Here is a 14,777-nt window from a genome sequence, read left to right as displayed (position 1 = left end):
CATGACGACGGCGGATGGGCGCCTGGAGCGGTGGGAGCGGCTGGTCGCCCGCCAGCTTGAGGCCGCGCCGTACCTCTTGCTGGTGGTCTCCGCCGTCCTGGCCTGGCAGAACGAGTCGCAGGGGCGGATGCTGACGCTGGGCCTGGTGGCGCTGGCCGCCGTCTGGATCGCGGTGATGTCCCGCCTCGGGGCTGTCTACGTGATCGGGCTGATCGTCCTGATCGGGGTGCTCTGCACCCGCAGCACGTGGTTCGCGAGCTTCTTCGCCTTCACCGGCTACCTGCACTCCTGGAGCCATCTGCGGGGGCTGTGGCGGTTCGCCGGGGTGACCGCGACCGCCGCGATCAGCGTGGCCGCCTACCGGAGCGGGCTCCCCCGGAGCGCCGGAGACGTCATCTCCTTCCTGTTCTTCACCGCCGCGATCGTCGCGGCGGTCGGGCTGTTCAGCTTCGTCGGCGAGGTCACCACCGAGCGCAGCGCCGAACGCAAGCGCATGGTGGCGCAGCTTGAGGAGACGATGCGGGAGAACGCGGGTCTGCACGCCCAGCTGCTGGTCCAGGCCAGGGAGGCGGGCGTGTTCGACGAGCGGCAGCGCATGGCCGGCGAGATCCACGACACCATCGCCCAGGGACTGACCGGTGTGGTCACCCAGCTTCAGGCCGCCGTGCACGCCCGCGAGAGCGACACCGACTGGGAGCGGCACGTCGGCAACGCCATGACGCTGGCTCGCGAGAGCCTGGCGGAGGCTCGCCGCACCATCCACGCCGTCGGGCCCGCGCAACTGGAGTCCACGCCGCTGCCGCAGGCGCTCGACGAGCTCACCGCCCGCTGGGCCGCCCTGCACGAGGTGCGGGCCGACTTCACCGCCACCGGTACGGCTCGCCCGCTGCATCCCGAGGTGGAGGAGACCCTGCTGCGCACCGCCCAGGAGGCGCTGGCCAACATCGCCAAGCATGCCGGGGCCGCCAGGGTCGGGCTCACCCTGTCGTACATGGACGACACCGTCACCCTCGACGTGCGCGACGACGGCTCGGGCTTCGACCCGGGACACGCCGCCGACAGCGGCGGCTTCGGACTGACCGCGATGCGCAAGCGGGTCACCCGCCTGGCGGGCACGCTGGAGATCGAGTCGGAGTACGGCGGCGGCACGGCCGTGTCCGCCAGCGTGCCCGCCATCGCCCGGAGGGACACAGGTGTCTGACACCCCGATCACGCTGCTCATCGCCGACGACCACGTCATCGTGCGGGACGGAATCCGCGGCATGTTCACCGGCGACCCCGGCTTCGAGGTGCTCGGCGAGGCCGGCGACGGGGCGCAGGCCGTGCGGCTCGCCCGCGCCCTCGACCCGGACGTGGTGCTGATGGACCTGCGGATGCCCGTGATGGACGGCGTCACGGCCATCAGGGAGCTGGCCAGGATCGGGGTGCGTGCCCGGGTGCTGGTGCTGACCACGTACGACACGGACAAGGACGTCCTGCCCGCCATCGAGGCCGGGGCCACCGGGTATCTGCTCAAGGACGCCGGGCGTGACGACCTCATCCGGGCGGTGCGCTCGGCCGCCCGCGGTGAGGCCGTGTTGTCACCGTCCGTCGCCACCCGGCTGCTGGGTCAGGTGCGGGCTCCCGCCGATCCGCTGAGCGCCCGGGAGCTGGAGATCCTCCGCCTCATCGCCGACGGCGCGACCAACCGTGAGGCCGCCGCGCAGCTGTTCATCAGTGAGGCGACGGTCAAGAGCCATGTGTTGCACATCTACGCCAAGCTCGGGGTCAACGACCGGGCCGCCGCTGTGGCGGTCGCCTTCCGCCGGGGGTTGCTCTCCGTCGACGGCGCCTAGTCAGGGGCCTGTCTCAGAGTCGAGCTTATCGATCTTGTGGCGAGCGCGTCCTCACGTCGAGGCGGCGAAGCGGCAGTGCCCAGCCTCGGGCTCGGCCCCGGAGGGGCGGCCGGAGGTGCAGCCGCCCCTGTCTCCCCTGCCAGCAGGCGACCATCACGAAGGTGACGCTGACCAGCAGCGCCCACGCTCCGAACTTGGCCGGATGGACCGGCTGCCACGTGTCCCGCTGATGGGGGTACTGCCAGGCGCCCAGGTAGGTCGCGATGTTCTCGGCCACCCACAGGAAGAATCCGATGAGGACGAGCGACTGTGCCAGCGGCATCTGGTAGCGGTGCCCGCCCACCGTGAAATGCACCACCGTCCCCCACGTGGCCAGGACGAGCGCGAGGGCGAGCGGGACGCGCAGGTCGATCCACCAGTGCTGGGTGATGAAGTTCGCGTAGATCGCCAGCGCGACCAGCGTCACCGGCACCGTTCGGTAGGCCACCAGGCGCAACGAGAAGATCCGCCAGGCCGCGCAGACGTAGCTGCCCACGGCGGCGTAGAGGAATCCGCTGTACAGCGGCACCCCGCCAACCTTGGTGAAGGCGTGCCCGGGATAGCTCCACGACCCGAACCTCACCTTGATCAGCTCGAAGGCCAGCCCGACCAGATGGAACCCGGCGATGACCACCGTCTCCTGGGTGCTCTCCCATCGCAGGGTGCGGAAGATCACCGTCACGGCCACGGCGTAGACCAGGAGTGCGTCATAGCGCGGGATCGGCAGCGGCAGCACCGACGAGGCGGCCAGGCCGGCGAACATGGCCACCGCGAATCGGCACGACCTGGCCTCGGCGTACGCGAAGCGGATCAGTTGGGCGGCAGAGAACGTCATGCTCTGTCCGATTGCCCCCGCGACGCCGGAGTTCTGGGGGCATAGGGGAGGTTCGGTGCAGAAATCAGGAAGCCGTACGATCGATCACCAGGCGAATCCGCCGGCATAGGTGTCGCCGCGCCAGACGACCCTGTGCGGGAAGGCTCCGGCGGCCGTCGGGGTGAGGCCGACGCGGAGCAGTTCGTGGTTCTTGCCCCCGCACGGCCGGTTGCCGGCCGTGGGTTCGTTCTCGTTGTCCTTGCCGACCAGGAGATGGCGGCCGGATCGGTCGAGTGCCATCGACACGATCTCGCCGCAGGTCAGAGTCAGCACCGTGGCCACCTTCCGGTCCCCCTCGTAGAGGTGCAACTCGGACGGCTGTTCGTAGCTGCCCTTGCGCACCCGCAGGGTCCGCCCGTCCGGCAGAGGATGGGGCAGGGTGTGGCTGCCGTTCTCGCGGGGCGCACGGACGAGGAGCGCCGCGGGTGACGGGCCCGACGCGGGGGTACGCACGTCGATGGCGCCTTCCCAGGCCTTCACCGACTCCGGCTTCGGCGGGTGGGTGACCCCGGTGAAGTGGATGTCGTCGGGGAGCACCAGCGTGTGGGCGTCCTTCCAGTAGAAGCCGTGCGCGGCCACCCGCCACTCGACACCTGGTCCGAGGACGCCGACGTAGGTGGTCTGCTTGCGATCACGGCCTTCGGTCCAGCGGCTGTAGGCGACGCGGCCCTCGGGCGAGAGCACGATCCGGTCGACGCTCCCGTTCAGCTTGCCGGACAGCGCTTGGCCGAGCTTCGCCTGGCCGTCGGCGTCCACCGTCAGGCGGTGGATGCGCGAGACGAAGCCGCGCGGCGACCACGAGTCCCGGCCCTGCCGTAAGGTCACGCTGACCACGTAGTCCCCCGGGTCGCGACCGGCGGCCACCGCGTTGATCTGGGTGGTGCGCCTGCCCAGGTAGGGCAGGTACTCATGGGCGACGCGGCCCGTGTCCAGGTTCACCGTCTCCAGGTAGCCGGCGGCGATCAACGCGTACCGGGGGGTGCCGTCGTCGGCGACCGGTGGCGCAGCCAGCCGTTCCGGCAGGATCCTCACGGCCGGCACGGCGATCGCGATCACCCCGAGCGCCGCGCACAGCCGCAGCACCGAGCCCCGGTCCGGGCGTACGCGCAACCCGGCGGCGCCCGCGAGCATGACCATCGTCAGCGGAGAGACGACCCAGCTCAGGACCACCGGCAGGACACGGAACGGCGCCGGCTCCGGCAGGCAGCCCGGCGGCGGTTCCGCGGGCGGCCTGAGCACCTCCCCGGCGACGGCCAGCGCCTCGGGCAGCGCCAGGAGCCCGAACCCGAGAACCGCGGCCACCAGGTGGACGCGGGCGTTGTCCCGCCCGGCCACGTACAGGGCGATCACCACCAGGAGGAACGGCCCCGCCAGAAACAGCACATCCGCGGCCATCTCGGCCAGGGCGGCGGCCGTGCGGCGGACGGGGCCCACCGGGTGCGAGATCGGCGCCCCGGCACACAGAACCCGCCGCGGCGGCGTCAGCACCTCCCAGACGATCTCCCATAACGCGTACGAGGCCGCCAGCCACCACCAGAACACCGGAGGGTGTCGCCGCGGCCGGGGAGCCGACACGGAGAGCACGGGCGGCCCACCCTTTCTCCCCGATCCTGCCGAATGATCACGAACCTTACCGCGCCGAGCGTCGGGCAGTGGCCGCGGCCCTCTTGACCCTGGTCAGGGTGCCCTCCTATAGTCAGCCGCCTAACCGTCTGGAAAGTATCCAGACGGTTGTGCTCAGGAGGAGCCATGTCCCCCAACCGCCGCGACGTCCTGCGCGGGCTCGGCCTGGCCGCGTTGGCCGCCCCCCTCGCCGCCTGCGCGACCGCGAGCCGTACCGCCGCTCCTGCTCCCACCGCCACCGCCGCCGCGACGTCGGCGGCCAACCCGCTCGGCGTGCAGGCCGCGAGCCCGCTCGAAGTGGTCATCTTCAGCGGCGGCAACGGCGACAAGTACGCCGTCGACCTGCACGAGGCCGCCTACAGCAAGGCCTACCCGAAGGCGAAGATCAAGCACGTCGCCACCCAGAAGGTCGGTACGCAGCTGCGCCCGCGCTTCATCGCCGGCGACGTCCCCGATGTGATCAACAACTCCGGGCCCGAGGCCCTCGACCTGCAGGCCCTCGTCCAGGAAGGCCACCTGGCCGACCTCACCCCGCTGTTCGAAGCCCCCTCACTCGCCTTCCCCGGCAAGAAGGTCAAGGACACCCTCGTCGGCGGCGTCTACGAGAACTCCCTGATCGACGGCGTGCCGCGGGTGCTGCAGTACACCGTCGCCCACCGCGCCCTCTGGTACAACGCCAAGCTCTTCGAGGCCAAGGGCTGGGCGGTGCCGAGGACCTGGGCGGAGTTCAACGCCCTCGGCGAGGAGGCCAGGAAGGCGGGGATCGCCCTGTTCGCCTACCCCGGTCAGGTCGGCCCCTTCTACCAGCTCTGGAACCTCGTCTACAGCGCCGCCAAGATCGGTGGCAACAAGGTCATCATCGACATCGACAACCTCGCCGACGGCGCCTGGACCGCCGAGCCGGTACGGCAGGCCGTAGCGGCCTGGGCGCAGATCCAGAAGGACTTCGGCGACAAGGCCTACTTCGGCCTCGACCACACGCAGACCCAGATCAAACACCTGCAGGACAAGGTCCTGTTCTACCCGTGCGGCTCCTGGCTGGAGAACGAGATGGCCAAGGACAAGCCGGACAGCTTCGAGTACGCCATCGCCCCCGTCCCCAGCATCGGGGCCGCCGACGCCATGCCGTACGAGGCGATCTTCGTCGGGGTGTCCGAGGCCTTCTTCGTCGGCGCCAAGGGCAAGAACCCCCAGGGCGGCCTGGAGTACCTGCGGCTGATGCTCTCCAGGGAGGGCGCGCGCGGCTACACCGAACTCACCAAGAACCTCACCGTGGTCAACGGCGTCGTCGACGGTCTCCGGCTCACCTCGGCGGTCGACAGCGCGGCCAAGGCCCAGGAGGCGGCGGGCCGGAACACCATCACCGACGCCCGCTTCGAGACCTGGTACAAGGAGCTGTTCGACTACGCCCAGACCCAGACCAACTCGGTCATGGCCGGGCGCAGCAGCGCCGAGCAGTTCTGCGCGAACATGCAGAAGAAGGCGGACGAGCTCAAGAACGACTCCGCGATCACCAAGCAGACCCGGAGCGTCTGACCGATGCGGCGGCACGGCTTCGTCGCGGGGTTCCTGCTCCTGCCCGTCGCGCTCTACCTCGTCTTCGTGATCAGCCCGTACGCGCAGGCGTTCCAGATCGCGCTGACCGACTGGCGGGGCGTGTCGGCCGGGCTCGACTACGTCGGGCTGGACAACTTCGGGCGGCTGTTCGGCAACGACGCCTTCTGGCAGGCGATCCGCAACCACATGGTCCTGCTCGTCGCCATGCCGCTCGCCACCGTCGCCCTGGCCCTGGCCTTCTCCTACCTGCTCCACGCGCAGGGCGGAGTCAAGGGCTCGGGCTTCTACCGGGTCGTCTTCTTCCTTCCCCAGGTGCTGGCGGTCGCGGTGGTCGGCGTGCTGTTCAAGGCCGTCTACCGCCCCGACGCCGGCGGCGTGCTCAACGGCGCGCTGATGAAGGTCGGGCTGGAGCCCGCCGGCTGGCTGACCGACCAGCGGCTCGCCCTCTGGTCGATCATCGCCGTCATGGTCTGGCAGGCGGTCGGCTTCTACGTGGTGCTCTTCTCCGCGGGCATGGCGGCCATCCCCAAGGACGTCTTCGAGGCGGCCTCGCTGGACGGCGCTGGCCGGCTGACCCTGTTCTTCCGCATCACGCTGCCGCTGATCTGGGACACCGTCCAGGTTGGCTGGATCTACCTCGGCATCGCCGCCTTCGATGCCTTCGCCCTGGTCAACGTGCTCTCCATCGAGCAGGGCGGCCCCGACGGCGCCACCACGGTGCTGGCCACCGAGATCTACAAGAACGCCTTCGGTTACTCGCGCTTCGGCTACGCCTCGGCGATGGGCGTGGCGCTGTTCTTCCTCACCCTCACCTTCGCCGCGGTGACGATGCGGGTCACCAGGCGCGAGAGGATCGTGTACTGATGCGCCGCAGGCTCTTCGGCGGCCTGTCCCAGGCCGTGCTCGCCGTGTGGGCGCTGCTCATCATCGGCCCGCTGATCTGGACGCTGCTCGCCTCCTTCAAGAGCAACTCCGAGATCTTCGGCGACGCCCTGCAACTGCCCGGTGAGCTGCGCTGGGACAACTGGCTGCGGGCCTGGGAGAAGGCGAACGTCGGCACGTACCTGCTCAACACCGTGGTCGTGGTCTTCTTCGGCGTGCTCGGCACCATGCTGCTCAGCTCGATGGCCGCGTACGTGCTGGCCCGCTACCGTTTCCCCGGCAACCGGGCGATCTACTTCCTGTTCGTCTCCGGGATGGCGTTCCCGGTCTTCCTGGCCCTCGTCCCGCTGTTCTTCGTGGTCGACGGGCTCGGGCTGCTCGACTCGCACGTCGGGCTGGTGCTGGTGTACATCGCGTACTCGCTGCCGTTCACCGTCTTCTTCCTGACCTCCTTCTTCCGCGGCCTGCCGGACGCGGTCGCGGAGGCGGCGATGATGGACGGCGCCTCGCACACCCGCACCTTCTTCCAGATCATGCTGCCCATGGCCAAGCCCGGCCTGGTCAGCCTGACCATCTTCAACGTGCTCGGCCAGTGGAACCAGTACCTCCTGCCGCTCGTGCTCCTGCCCGGCGACAAGCACAAATGGGTCATCACCCAGGGCATCGCCGACATCTCCACCATCGCCGGATACGAGGCCGACTGGCCCGCCCTGTTCGCGGCGCTGAGCATGACGGTCCTGCCGGTCGTCGTCGCCTATATCGTCTTCCAGCGACACATCCAGTCCGGGCTGACCTCAGGAGCCGTGAAGTAAGCATGTCCACCGGGAACCCCACGGTCTTCCGCACCCTCAACGAACGCGCCGCACTCGAACTCCTGCTCCGCCACGGCGGGCTCACCCGCGCCGAGCTGGAACAGCACACCGGCCTGTCCAAGGCGTCGGCCGCGGAGGTGCTGCGCCGCCTGGAGAACGGCGGGCTGGCACGCAAGGCCGGCACCAAGCCGGGCAACGCCGGGCCGGCCGCGCAGATGTGGGAGCTGGAGGGCGGCGCCGCGCTCGTCGCCGGGGCCGACCTGACCGCGAGCTCGGTGGAGGTCTCCGTCGCCGACCTGACCGGTACGACCCTGGGCCGCCACCGCGCCGAGGCGCCCGGCCCCGGGGCCGACGCCGTGGAGTTCCTGACCGCCGCGGTCGCCGCGGCCGCCGCCGAGGCCGGGCTCGGGCTCGACGACCTCGACCAGATCGTGCTCGGCGTGCCCGGCATCGTCGAGGCCGGCGGGCAGCGGCTGCGCCAGGCGGTCCAGTTGTCCGGCTGGTCCCACCTCGACGACCTCGCCGACCTGTGCGACGCGCTCGGGGCCGAACGGTTCCGGCTGGAGAACGACGTCAACCTGGTCGCCATCCGCGAACTGGCCGACCGCGAGGGACAGAGCTTCGTCCTGCTGTGGATCGGCGGCGGCGTCGGCGCGGGCGCCGTGCTCGACGGCGCGCTCTGGCGCGGCGTCACCGGGCGCGGTGGCGAGGTCGGCTCCGTGACCGTGCCCGACCCGGCCCGCCGCGGCCGCCTCTACGGCCCGGAGGGCGGTCCGCTCGGCGCCCTCCTCGGCGCCGCCCCCCTCGCCGCCCTCGCCGCCGCCCACGGCCTGCCCGCCTCCGCGGGCAGCGGGCTGGCAGAGGTGTCCGCCCTCCTGAGCGCCGGCACCTCGCCCGCCTTCCTCGACGACGTCGCCGCCCGCGTCGCGGTCGCCGTCACCGCCGCCGTCGGCGTGCTCGACCCCGGCTGCGTCGTCCTTTCCGGCCCCCTCTGCGTGGCCGGCGCCGAGCCGCTGCGCGCCCGCGTCGCCGCGCTGCTCGCTCCCACCGGCCTGGCCCCGGTCACCGTGGCCGTCGGCCGCGCGGGCGGCGGCAGCGTGCTCGAAGGCGCCGTCCGCTACGCCCTCGATCTGGCCCGCGAGCGGGTCTTCCAAGCCGGTACGGCAGGCCGTACCGGAGAGCAAATCCCCTAACGAAAGCTGAGACATGTTGCGCACGCTGGTCATCGCCGCCCATCCCGACGAACCCGAGATCTACGCCGGCGGCACCGCCGCCCTGCTTGCCGGGGCCGGGCACGCGGTGAAGTTTCTGACGCTCACCAACGGCGACGCCGGCCACCACGAGATGGAACGCGCCCCCCTGGCCCGCCGCCGCGCCGAGGAGGCCTGGCGCGCGGCCGACGCGCTCGGCGTGACCACGTACGAGATCTTCGACGACGTGCACGACGGTTTCCTCGAACCCAGCGTGGAGCTGCGCGTGCGCGTCCTGCGCGAGATCCGCGGCTGGCGTCCCGACCTGGTGATCGCCCTGCACTCCGACGGTGGCGGCCACCCCGACAACCGCGCCGCGGGCGTGCTCGCCGGGCAGGCGGTGGAGTTCTCCACCACCCGCAACGTCGAGTGCGGCAAGCCCGCCCTGGACCGGCAGCCGGTCTGCCTGCTGATGACCGACTACGTCTCCGGCCCCGTCCACCGGGACGACGTCGTCGTTGACGTCGCCCCGGTGCGGGAGGCCAAGCTTGACGCCTGCCTGGCGCACGCCTCCCAGTTCCTGGAGTACGCGCCTTTCCAGCGTGGGCTGCTGGCCAAGGTGCCCGGCCCCGCTGACGTGGCGGCCTGCCGTACGTTCGTGAGCGAGTACTGGGCCGAGCACATCGGGCCGGAGACCTTCCAGCTCGCCCCCTACGGCCGGCGGCCCGCCGAGGGCGAACTGCTCGACCTGCTGCCCTTCGCCACGGTACGGCCGGCTGACACAGCGCCGGTCAGCGGTTGACCAGGACGAAGGCGTTCGGCGGGTCGCCCGGGGCCCGCCGCGGCTCCCCGTCCTGATCGGCGTGGCCTACTTGGTGGACCAGAGCGGCTTGTTGCTCTTGGTGTAGATCACGACGTTGCCCTCGTTCTGGACCGCCAGGTACGCGCCGGGGTTGCCTGCGGTCTTGGTGGTCCACACCGCCTGGTTGGTGGCGCTGTAGATCACCAGGTTTCCCTCGTTCTGCATGACGGCGCGAGAGCCAGGCCGGTCGGCCGTGGGCGTGGTCCAGAGCGGCTTGTTCGCCCGGTTGTACAGGACGAGGTTGCCCTCTTTCTGCATGATCAGCCGGTATTCGCCGTTGCGTGACTGGACGCCCTGGCCGGCCTTGAGCGTGTGGCCCGAGGGCAGCGAGCCGAGGTAGCCGTGCCTCGACCACAGCACCTCGTTGGCGGCGGAGTAGAGGACGAGGTTGCCGTCATTGTGCACCGCCAGGTACGCGCCGGGGTTGCCGGCCGTGTTGGTGCTCCACAGCGGCTTGTTCGTGACGCTGTAGATCACCAGGTTGCCCTCGCGCTGCATCGTCGCGTACGCCGCGGCCCCCGCGGTGGGGCTCGACCAAAGAGCGTCGTTGCCCGGACCGTAGAGGACGAGGTTGCCCTGGACCTGCTGGATCAGCTTGTACGCGCCGTTCGCCGACTTCACGGCCTGATTCGGCTTGAGTTTCTCCCCCGCTGTCAGCTTGTTGTCCGCAGGATCGGCCCAGGCGGAAGGCGCAAGCGCCGCCCCCATGACCGCCGTCAGCAGGACACTCGTCCCCAAACCGCCCAGCACCGCTCGCTTGAGTGAAGCCATCGACAACACCGTCTCCGTATCTTTCGTGTAGTGACGTGGCCAACCACCCTAGGGACGGATGATCTACGGGGTTGACGGTCGTTCGACCCGCAATGCGTTACGCGTCCGTCCGGTTACAGATCGTCGATGCCGATCAGGCCGTCCTGCAAGGCGCGCGCGACGAGGGTCGCCTTGGTCCTGGCCTCCCTGCCCACGCTCGCGTACTTGATCCGCACGCGGTCCAGGTAGGAGCTGACCGTGCGCGGCGTGATGCCCAGCCGCTCGGCGACGAGTTCCTTGGACTCGCACTGAAACCACTCGATCAGCACCTCTTCCTCGCGCAGGGAGAGCTGCGGCCGGTCGGGGCGGGTGTTCACGCCGAACGCCCCGGCCAGCGCCGGCGGCGTGTACGGCCGGCCATGGGCGGCGGCGACCGTGGCCGCGACCAGATGCTCCTTGCCCTCGGCCTTGGTCAGAAAGGTGAAAGCGCCGAGGTCCAAGCAGGTCAGCGCGGTGTTCTCGTCCTCGCGCATGGTGTACACGATGACCTGCCTGCCGTCGTCGGCAAGGCGCCTCAGCTCGTCGTAGGCCGGCTGCGGCCCGGAAAGCTGGAGATCGAACACGACGACCGCGGCGGAGTCGCCCGGCGGCGTCCAGGCGACCTCCGCGCCGGCTCCGGCGGCGACCACGTCGATCGGCGGCGTCGCCGCGGCGAACCATGCCTGTGCCCCGGCCACCACCACCGGATGGTCCTCGACCAGAGTCACCGTGATCGCCAGCTCGTCTCCACCCACGCTCGACCCTCCGATTCCACATGATGAACCTGTACTCGCCCCGGCCGGTGACCCGGCCGCGCGTAATCCTTCGCGTCGCCGACGGCGCTGACCCGGACCCGGTCAGACGCCCGGACCAGGGTGACCCGCGCGTCGGCGGTGACCGCGGCCAGCATGGCCGACACCGGCTCGATCAGCTCGCGCCTGACCTCCTTCGGCGGCGTCCGGGGGACGCCCCGGACGGCGAACCGCACCGCGACCCCGCGGCGCTCGGCGACCGCGATCACCGCCCGCAGTTCGTGCGCCAGCGGATCGGGCACGTCGTCGCTCTCGGCGAACAGCCGGCGCATCTTGGCCGCTTCGTGCACGCTCCGACGCCGGACGTCCGGATCGCCGGGATCGAGCGAGCCGTATCCGAGCCCGGCCAGCAGCGGGACCAGCGTGGGCAGCAGCGCCGCGTACCGCTGCCGGTGATCGCGGTGCCGGTGCTCGGCCGCCTCCTCCTCCGTCCGGATCAGCTCCTCCTGCGCCGCGGCCTTCCGCGCCCGCACGGAGATCCGCTGTACGGCGTGGCCCAGCAGCCCGAGCGCCAGCTGGAACCCGTACACCGACACCGCGGCCACGGCCATCGCCGCCCAGGTCCTGAGGTCGGGCATCCCGGGCGCCGCCATCTTGACCACGGTCAGGCCAAGGACCGTGGCGAGGAACGCGGCCAGGAAGCGCAGGCGAAGGTCGAACAGCAGCAGCACGCCGTGCCAGCCGGTCAGCCCGAAGTACCAGTCGGCCGGCTCCAGGTGGCTGCCCGGCGGAGCGGATCCGGCCGCCGCGGCGGCGGCGAGCAGCGCCAGGCCCACCCCGGCCGCGCGGGCCCCGTGCGGGATACGCCCGCCGCGGGCCAGGAAGACGGCGGCGCCGGCGGCCACGACAACGAACAGGACGAATGCCGTGACCTGCGGCCAGAGCAGGCTGTAGCGGGAGCCGTTCCGCAAGAGCTCAGGCAGGGACAGGCTGAACTGCACGGTCACCGCGACCGCCAGCACGGAGATCCGCACGCCGCGCAGCAGCCGATCTTCGATCTGTGTGGCGAGCCGGTCGATGCTCTCCTCAGCCATCGCCCTCCACCGGCCACATCCAGCGGAGCGTGGTGCCCTCGCCGACCCGCGAGATCACCGTCGCCCGGCCACCGGCGTCGGCCATCCGGCCCACGATCGAACCGGAGATGCCGCGCCGGTGCGGCCCCACGTCATCGGGTACGAAGCCGCGGCCACGGTCACGCACCTCGACGATCACCGTGCCGTGCTCGTCGAGTCCGGCGCGCAACGACGCCTCCGCGACGCCCGCGTGCCGCGCCACGTTGGTCAGCGCCTCGCGGACGCCGTGAAAGATCGCGAGCGCGGGCCGGGCGGGCAGCGGCGGCATGGCGTCGGGCCCGCCCCGGACCAGAACGTCGTCGTGACGTGCCGCGGTGGTGAGAAGGGCCGCCAGGTCGACTGGGCCGGCGCCCGCCTCGGGTACGCCGGCGATCGCCTCCAGGTCGTGGCGTGCCCGCTCGGCCACCTCCGCTTCGCCGTACCCCTCGGCGACCATCAACAGCGTCGTGCTCGCGGTGTCGTGCAGCGTCACCAGGTACTCGCGCTCGGCCGCCCGCCTGGCCGCCGCGACGGCGGCCTGCCTGCGGCGGGCGGCGATCCGCGCGCTCAACCGGTCCGCCACCCGCGCCTGAGACCTGACCAGCAGATAGGACAACCGTGACAGGATGATCTCGACCAGCACCCGCACGCCCGGCAACACGGCCGGCGCCCACACGCCGGACTGCGCGGCGAATCCCGCGACGTAGGACCCGAGCCCCAGCATGGCCAGCCCGATGCCGACCCGCGGCCTGCTCGGCCACTCATACGACGAGGTCACGGCGGCGATCGAGATCAGCGCCAGCGTCCACCCACCGGCGTACCCCGGACCGGCCAGCGCCTGCGCGGCCCCGATCGCGACGAGTACCACCGCATCCATAGCGATGACACCCCCGGCCCATCCCGGGGTACGGCGCCCAAGGGCGAGCAGGCGGAAGACGGACCAGGCGAGCACGACCGCCGCCACCGCGAGCGCCAGCGGCCGTCGTTCGGCCGGTACCTCCAGCACCCCGAACACCGCGCAGGCGGCGCTCACCGCCGAGCGCAGCCACACCGCGTACCGGATCGCCGTCCGGTTCAGCTCCCGCTCGGCCGGACCCGCCTGCCCGGCCGGTGACTCATCCCCGCGCCCCGGTTTCCCGCCCGGACGCGGTCCACGCAGCACCCCGATGCGGCGATACCCCCACTTCTCACCGAATAACCGAACATCACCCGTGTGTGGCAGCCTACCGACGCCGCGGCAACGTCTCGAAGGCCCGCTCCATGCGGCAGGCGCCACCCTGTGTTGTGGTGGTACGGCAGGGTGCCGGCCGGTCGCTGCGGGACCGGGCTCACAGCGGTCTCGCCGAGACGACGGCGCGTGCGCCCAGGAACGCGCCCAGCTCGTCAGCCGCGGCCTGCAGCGCGGCGCGCTCAGCGGCGTCGAACGGCCGGTACAGCACCGCCTCGACCACGACGGCGCCGCCCCGAACCGTGCGCTTCCACCGGCCGGCCACCTGCGTGTCGACCACGACGACCCCGTTCGGCAAGGCCGGCCTGTCCGGTGCCGCCGGCGTCAGGCCGCCGAGGTCGAGCAGGTACTTGCTCTGCCGGTAGCCGACGATGTACTCGTCGTAGGCCTGCAGCAGCCGCACCTCCGGGGACGCGGCCGGCACGGGGTCGTGGCCCGGCGCGGACCAGTAGGTGACGCCGTCGGCGTCGGTGCTTTCCAGCGCCTCGCCGGCCAGCGACAGCCCGGTCGCGATGTCGGCGCGCGTGAGGCTTGACCACCACGCCAGGTCCTTCGCCGTCGCCGGACCGTGGCCGGCGAAGAACCGGCGCACCAACTCGGCCAGCGCCGCCTCACGCTCCAGGCTCGCCGCCCGCGGAGCCCGCTCCTCGAACAGCGCGTACGTATGCAGCGCGCCCCGCAGCGGACCGCTGCAGATCACCCGCTCCAGCTCGGCGTGGATGAGGAGGTAGCCGAGCCGGAATCCCCGCGCGACGATGCCGTGGCGGGCGAGCAACGCCGCGATCTCCGTGCGGGTCAGATGGTTCCCGCCGGCGACGGCATCGGCGATCAGGTCCGCGGTACGGCGCAGCAACGGGCCGTCGAGCTCGCCTCGCCGGTAGGCATAGCCGTTGAGCGCGTGCACCCGCGGCGCCGTCAGCTCCAGCAGCCAGCGCAGGTCGGCGCGGGCCACGAAGTGCCACGTCGGCCGCAACACGTGCGTCCGCAGGATCACCCCGTCATCGAACGCGCGATCGAGGTCCGCGTCGGTGACACCGGGACCGAGCCGCTGAGCGACCGCCCACTTCGCCGGGTGGTAATCCTGCGCCTGCAACGCCCCGAACCAACCGACCACCTCGGCAGGCCCGGCGAAGGCGGCGGGCCGTACCCCACCCAGACCGACCGAACAGATGCGGCGACAGGCCAGCCCAAGCCCCTCCACCGTCACGACCGCCCTCCGACA

At 71.4% G+C, this 14,777-nt stretch carries 14 protein-coding genes; 7 read left to right on the top strand and 7 right to left on the bottom strand.

Features of this window, described 5'->3' with window-relative positions:
- Window position 1 precedes the first annotated feature (1 nt).
- A complete protein-coding gene (locus ACFWYW_RS28880) occupies window positions 2–1,201 on the top strand; it encodes a sensor histidine kinase (protein WP_379615895.1) in 1,200 nt (399 codons plus the stop codon).
- Window positions 1,194–1,835 (top strand): response regulator, encoded by a 642-nt coding sequence (locus tag ACFWYW_RS28875; protein ID WP_379615893.1) that lies wholly within the window; start codon window positions 1,194–1,196, stop codon window positions 1,833–1,835. The genes ACFWYW_RS28880 and ACFWYW_RS28875 overlap by 8 nt, the downstream gene beginning before the upstream one ends.
- A 25-nt stretch (window positions 1,836–1,860) precedes the next feature.
- Here the strand turns inward: ACFWYW_RS28875 and ACFWYW_RS28870 are convergent, their stop codons facing one another.
- On the bottom strand, window positions 1,861–2,709 hold the full coding sequence (locus ACFWYW_RS28870) for a DUF817 domain-containing protein (protein WP_379615891.1): 849 nt from the start codon (window positions 2,707–2,709) through the stop codon (window positions 1,861–1,863).
- Between the two features lie 84 nt (window positions 2,710–2,793).
- Window positions 2,794–4,332, bottom strand: coding sequence for a hypothetical protein (locus tag ACFWYW_RS28865; RefSeq protein WP_379615889.1), 1,539 nt, complete (start codon window positions 4,330–4,332; stop codon window positions 2,794–2,796).
- Window positions 4,333–4,497: 165 nt separating this feature from the next.
- On the opposite strand from ACFWYW_RS28865, the gene ngcE reads away from it, so the two are divergent.
- From ngcE to ACFWYW_RS28840, 5 genes are read left to right on the top strand one after another with little or no spacing between them, the layout of a single operon-like run.
- Window positions 4,498–5,907 (top strand): N-acetylglucosamine/diacetylchitobiose ABC transporter substrate-binding protein, encoded by a 1,410-nt coding sequence (ngcE, locus tag ACFWYW_RS28860; RefSeq protein WP_379615887.1) that lies wholly within the window; start codon window positions 4,498–4,500, stop codon window positions 5,905–5,907.
- Between the two features lie 3 nt (window positions 5,908–5,910).
- Window positions 5,911–6,792 (top strand): carbohydrate ABC transporter permease, encoded by an 882-nt coding sequence (locus ACFWYW_RS28855; protein ID WP_379615885.1) that lies wholly within the window; start codon window positions 5,911–5,913, stop codon window positions 6,790–6,792.
- Window positions 6,792–7,622, top strand: coding sequence for a carbohydrate ABC transporter permease (locus tag ACFWYW_RS28850; protein WP_379615882.1), 831 nt, complete (start codon window positions 6,792–6,794; stop codon window positions 7,620–7,622). Before ACFWYW_RS28855 ends, ACFWYW_RS28850 begins: the two co-directional genes overlap by 1 nt.
- 2 nt (window positions 7,623–7,624) lie before the next feature.
- The gene (locus ACFWYW_RS28845; protein ID WP_379615880.1) at window positions 7,625–8,815 is read left to right on the top strand and encodes an ROK family protein; all 1,191 of its coding nucleotides are present in this window, start codon (window positions 7,625–7,627) and stop codon (window positions 8,813–8,815) included.
- Between the two features lie 13 nt (window positions 8,816–8,828).
- Window positions 8,829–9,614 carry a PIG-L deacetylase family protein gene (locus tag ACFWYW_RS28840; RefSeq protein WP_379615878.1) on the top strand — a complete coding sequence of 262 codons (786 nt, stop codon included), beginning with the start codon at window positions 8,829–8,831 and terminating at the stop codon, window positions 9,612–9,614.
- A gap of 66 nt (window positions 9,615–9,680) precedes the next feature.
- Here the strand turns inward: ACFWYW_RS28840 and ACFWYW_RS28835 are convergent, their stop codons facing one another.
- The 5 genes from ACFWYW_RS28835 to ACFWYW_RS28815 all read right to left on the bottom strand — a co-directional run bounded on the left by ACFWYW_RS28835 (window position 9,681) and on the right by ACFWYW_RS28815 (window position 14,762).
- The gene (locus ACFWYW_RS28835) at window positions 9,681–10,445 is read right to left on the bottom strand and encodes a hypothetical protein (RefSeq protein WP_379615876.1); all 765 of its coding nucleotides are present in this window, start codon (window positions 10,443–10,445) and stop codon (window positions 9,681–9,683) included.
- A gap of 113 nt (window positions 10,446–10,558) precedes the next feature.
- A complete protein-coding gene (locus ACFWYW_RS28830; protein WP_379615874.1) occupies window positions 10,559–11,218 on the bottom strand; it encodes a DNA-binding response regulator in 660 nt (219 codons plus the stop codon).
- Window positions 11,188–12,309 (bottom strand): hypothetical protein, encoded by a 1,122-nt coding sequence (locus ACFWYW_RS28825; RefSeq protein ID WP_379615872.1) that lies wholly within the window; start codon window positions 12,307–12,309, stop codon window positions 11,188–11,190. The genes ACFWYW_RS28830 and ACFWYW_RS28825 overlap by 31 nt, the downstream gene beginning before the upstream one ends.
- Window positions 12,302–13,489, bottom strand: a complete 1,188-nt coding sequence (locus ACFWYW_RS28820; RefSeq protein WP_379615870.1) for a sensor histidine kinase — start codon at window positions 13,487–13,489, stop codon at window positions 12,302–12,304. Before ACFWYW_RS28820 ends, ACFWYW_RS28825 begins: the two co-directional genes overlap by 8 nt.
- Before the next feature lie 166 nt (window positions 13,490–13,655).
- A complete protein-coding gene (locus ACFWYW_RS28815) occupies window positions 13,656–14,762 on the bottom strand; it encodes a winged helix DNA-binding domain-containing protein (RefSeq protein WP_379615868.1) in 1,107 nt (368 codons plus the stop codon).
- Window positions 14,763–14,777: the final 15 nt, after the last annotated feature.

The sequence above is a fragment of the Nonomuraea sp. NPDC059023 genome, assembly GCF_042740095.1.
GTDB lineage: Bacteria > Actinomycetota > Actinomycetes > Streptosporangiales > Streptosporangiaceae > Nonomuraea.
Note: the sequence above shows the minus strand (reverse complement) of the source record. Positions and strands in the feature narration are given on the sequence as shown.

Bases quoted from the DNA above. Each gene is read 5' to 3' on its own strand.
- ACFWYW_RS28835 (WP_379615876.1), bottom strand. From the start codon at position 10,445: ATGGCTTCACTCAAGCGAGCGGTGCTGGGCGGTTTGGGGACGAGTGTC.
- ACFWYW_RS28825 (WP_379615872.1), bottom strand. From the start codon at position 12,309: ATGGCTGAGGAGAGCATCGACCGGCTCGCCACACAGATCGAAGATCGG.
- ACFWYW_RS28845 (WP_379615880.1), top strand. From the start codon at position 7,625: ATGTCCACCGGGAACCCCACGGTCTTCCGCACCCTCAACGAACGCGCC.
- ngcE (WP_379615887.1), top strand. From the start codon at position 4,498: ATGTCCCCCAACCGCCGCGACGTCCTGCGCGGGCTCGGCCTGGCCGCG.
- ACFWYW_RS28880 (WP_379615895.1), top strand. From the start codon at position 2: ATGACGACGGCGGATGGGCGCCTGGAGCGGTGGGAGCGGCTGGTCGCC.
- ACFWYW_RS28855 (WP_379615885.1), top strand. From the start codon at position 5,911: ATGCGGCGGCACGGCTTCGTCGCGGGGTTCCTGCTCCTGCCCGTCGCG.
- ACFWYW_RS28840 (WP_379615878.1), top strand. From the start codon at position 8,829: ATGTTGCGCACGCTGGTCATCGCCGCCCATCCCGACGAACCCGAGATC.
- ACFWYW_RS28850 (WP_379615882.1), top strand. From the start codon at position 6,792: ATGCGCCGCAGGCTCTTCGGCGGCCTGTCCCAGGCCGTGCTCGCCGTG.
- ACFWYW_RS28870 (WP_379615891.1), bottom strand. From the start codon at position 2,709: ATGACGTTCTCTGCCGCCCAACTGATCCGCTTCGCGTACGCCGAGGCC.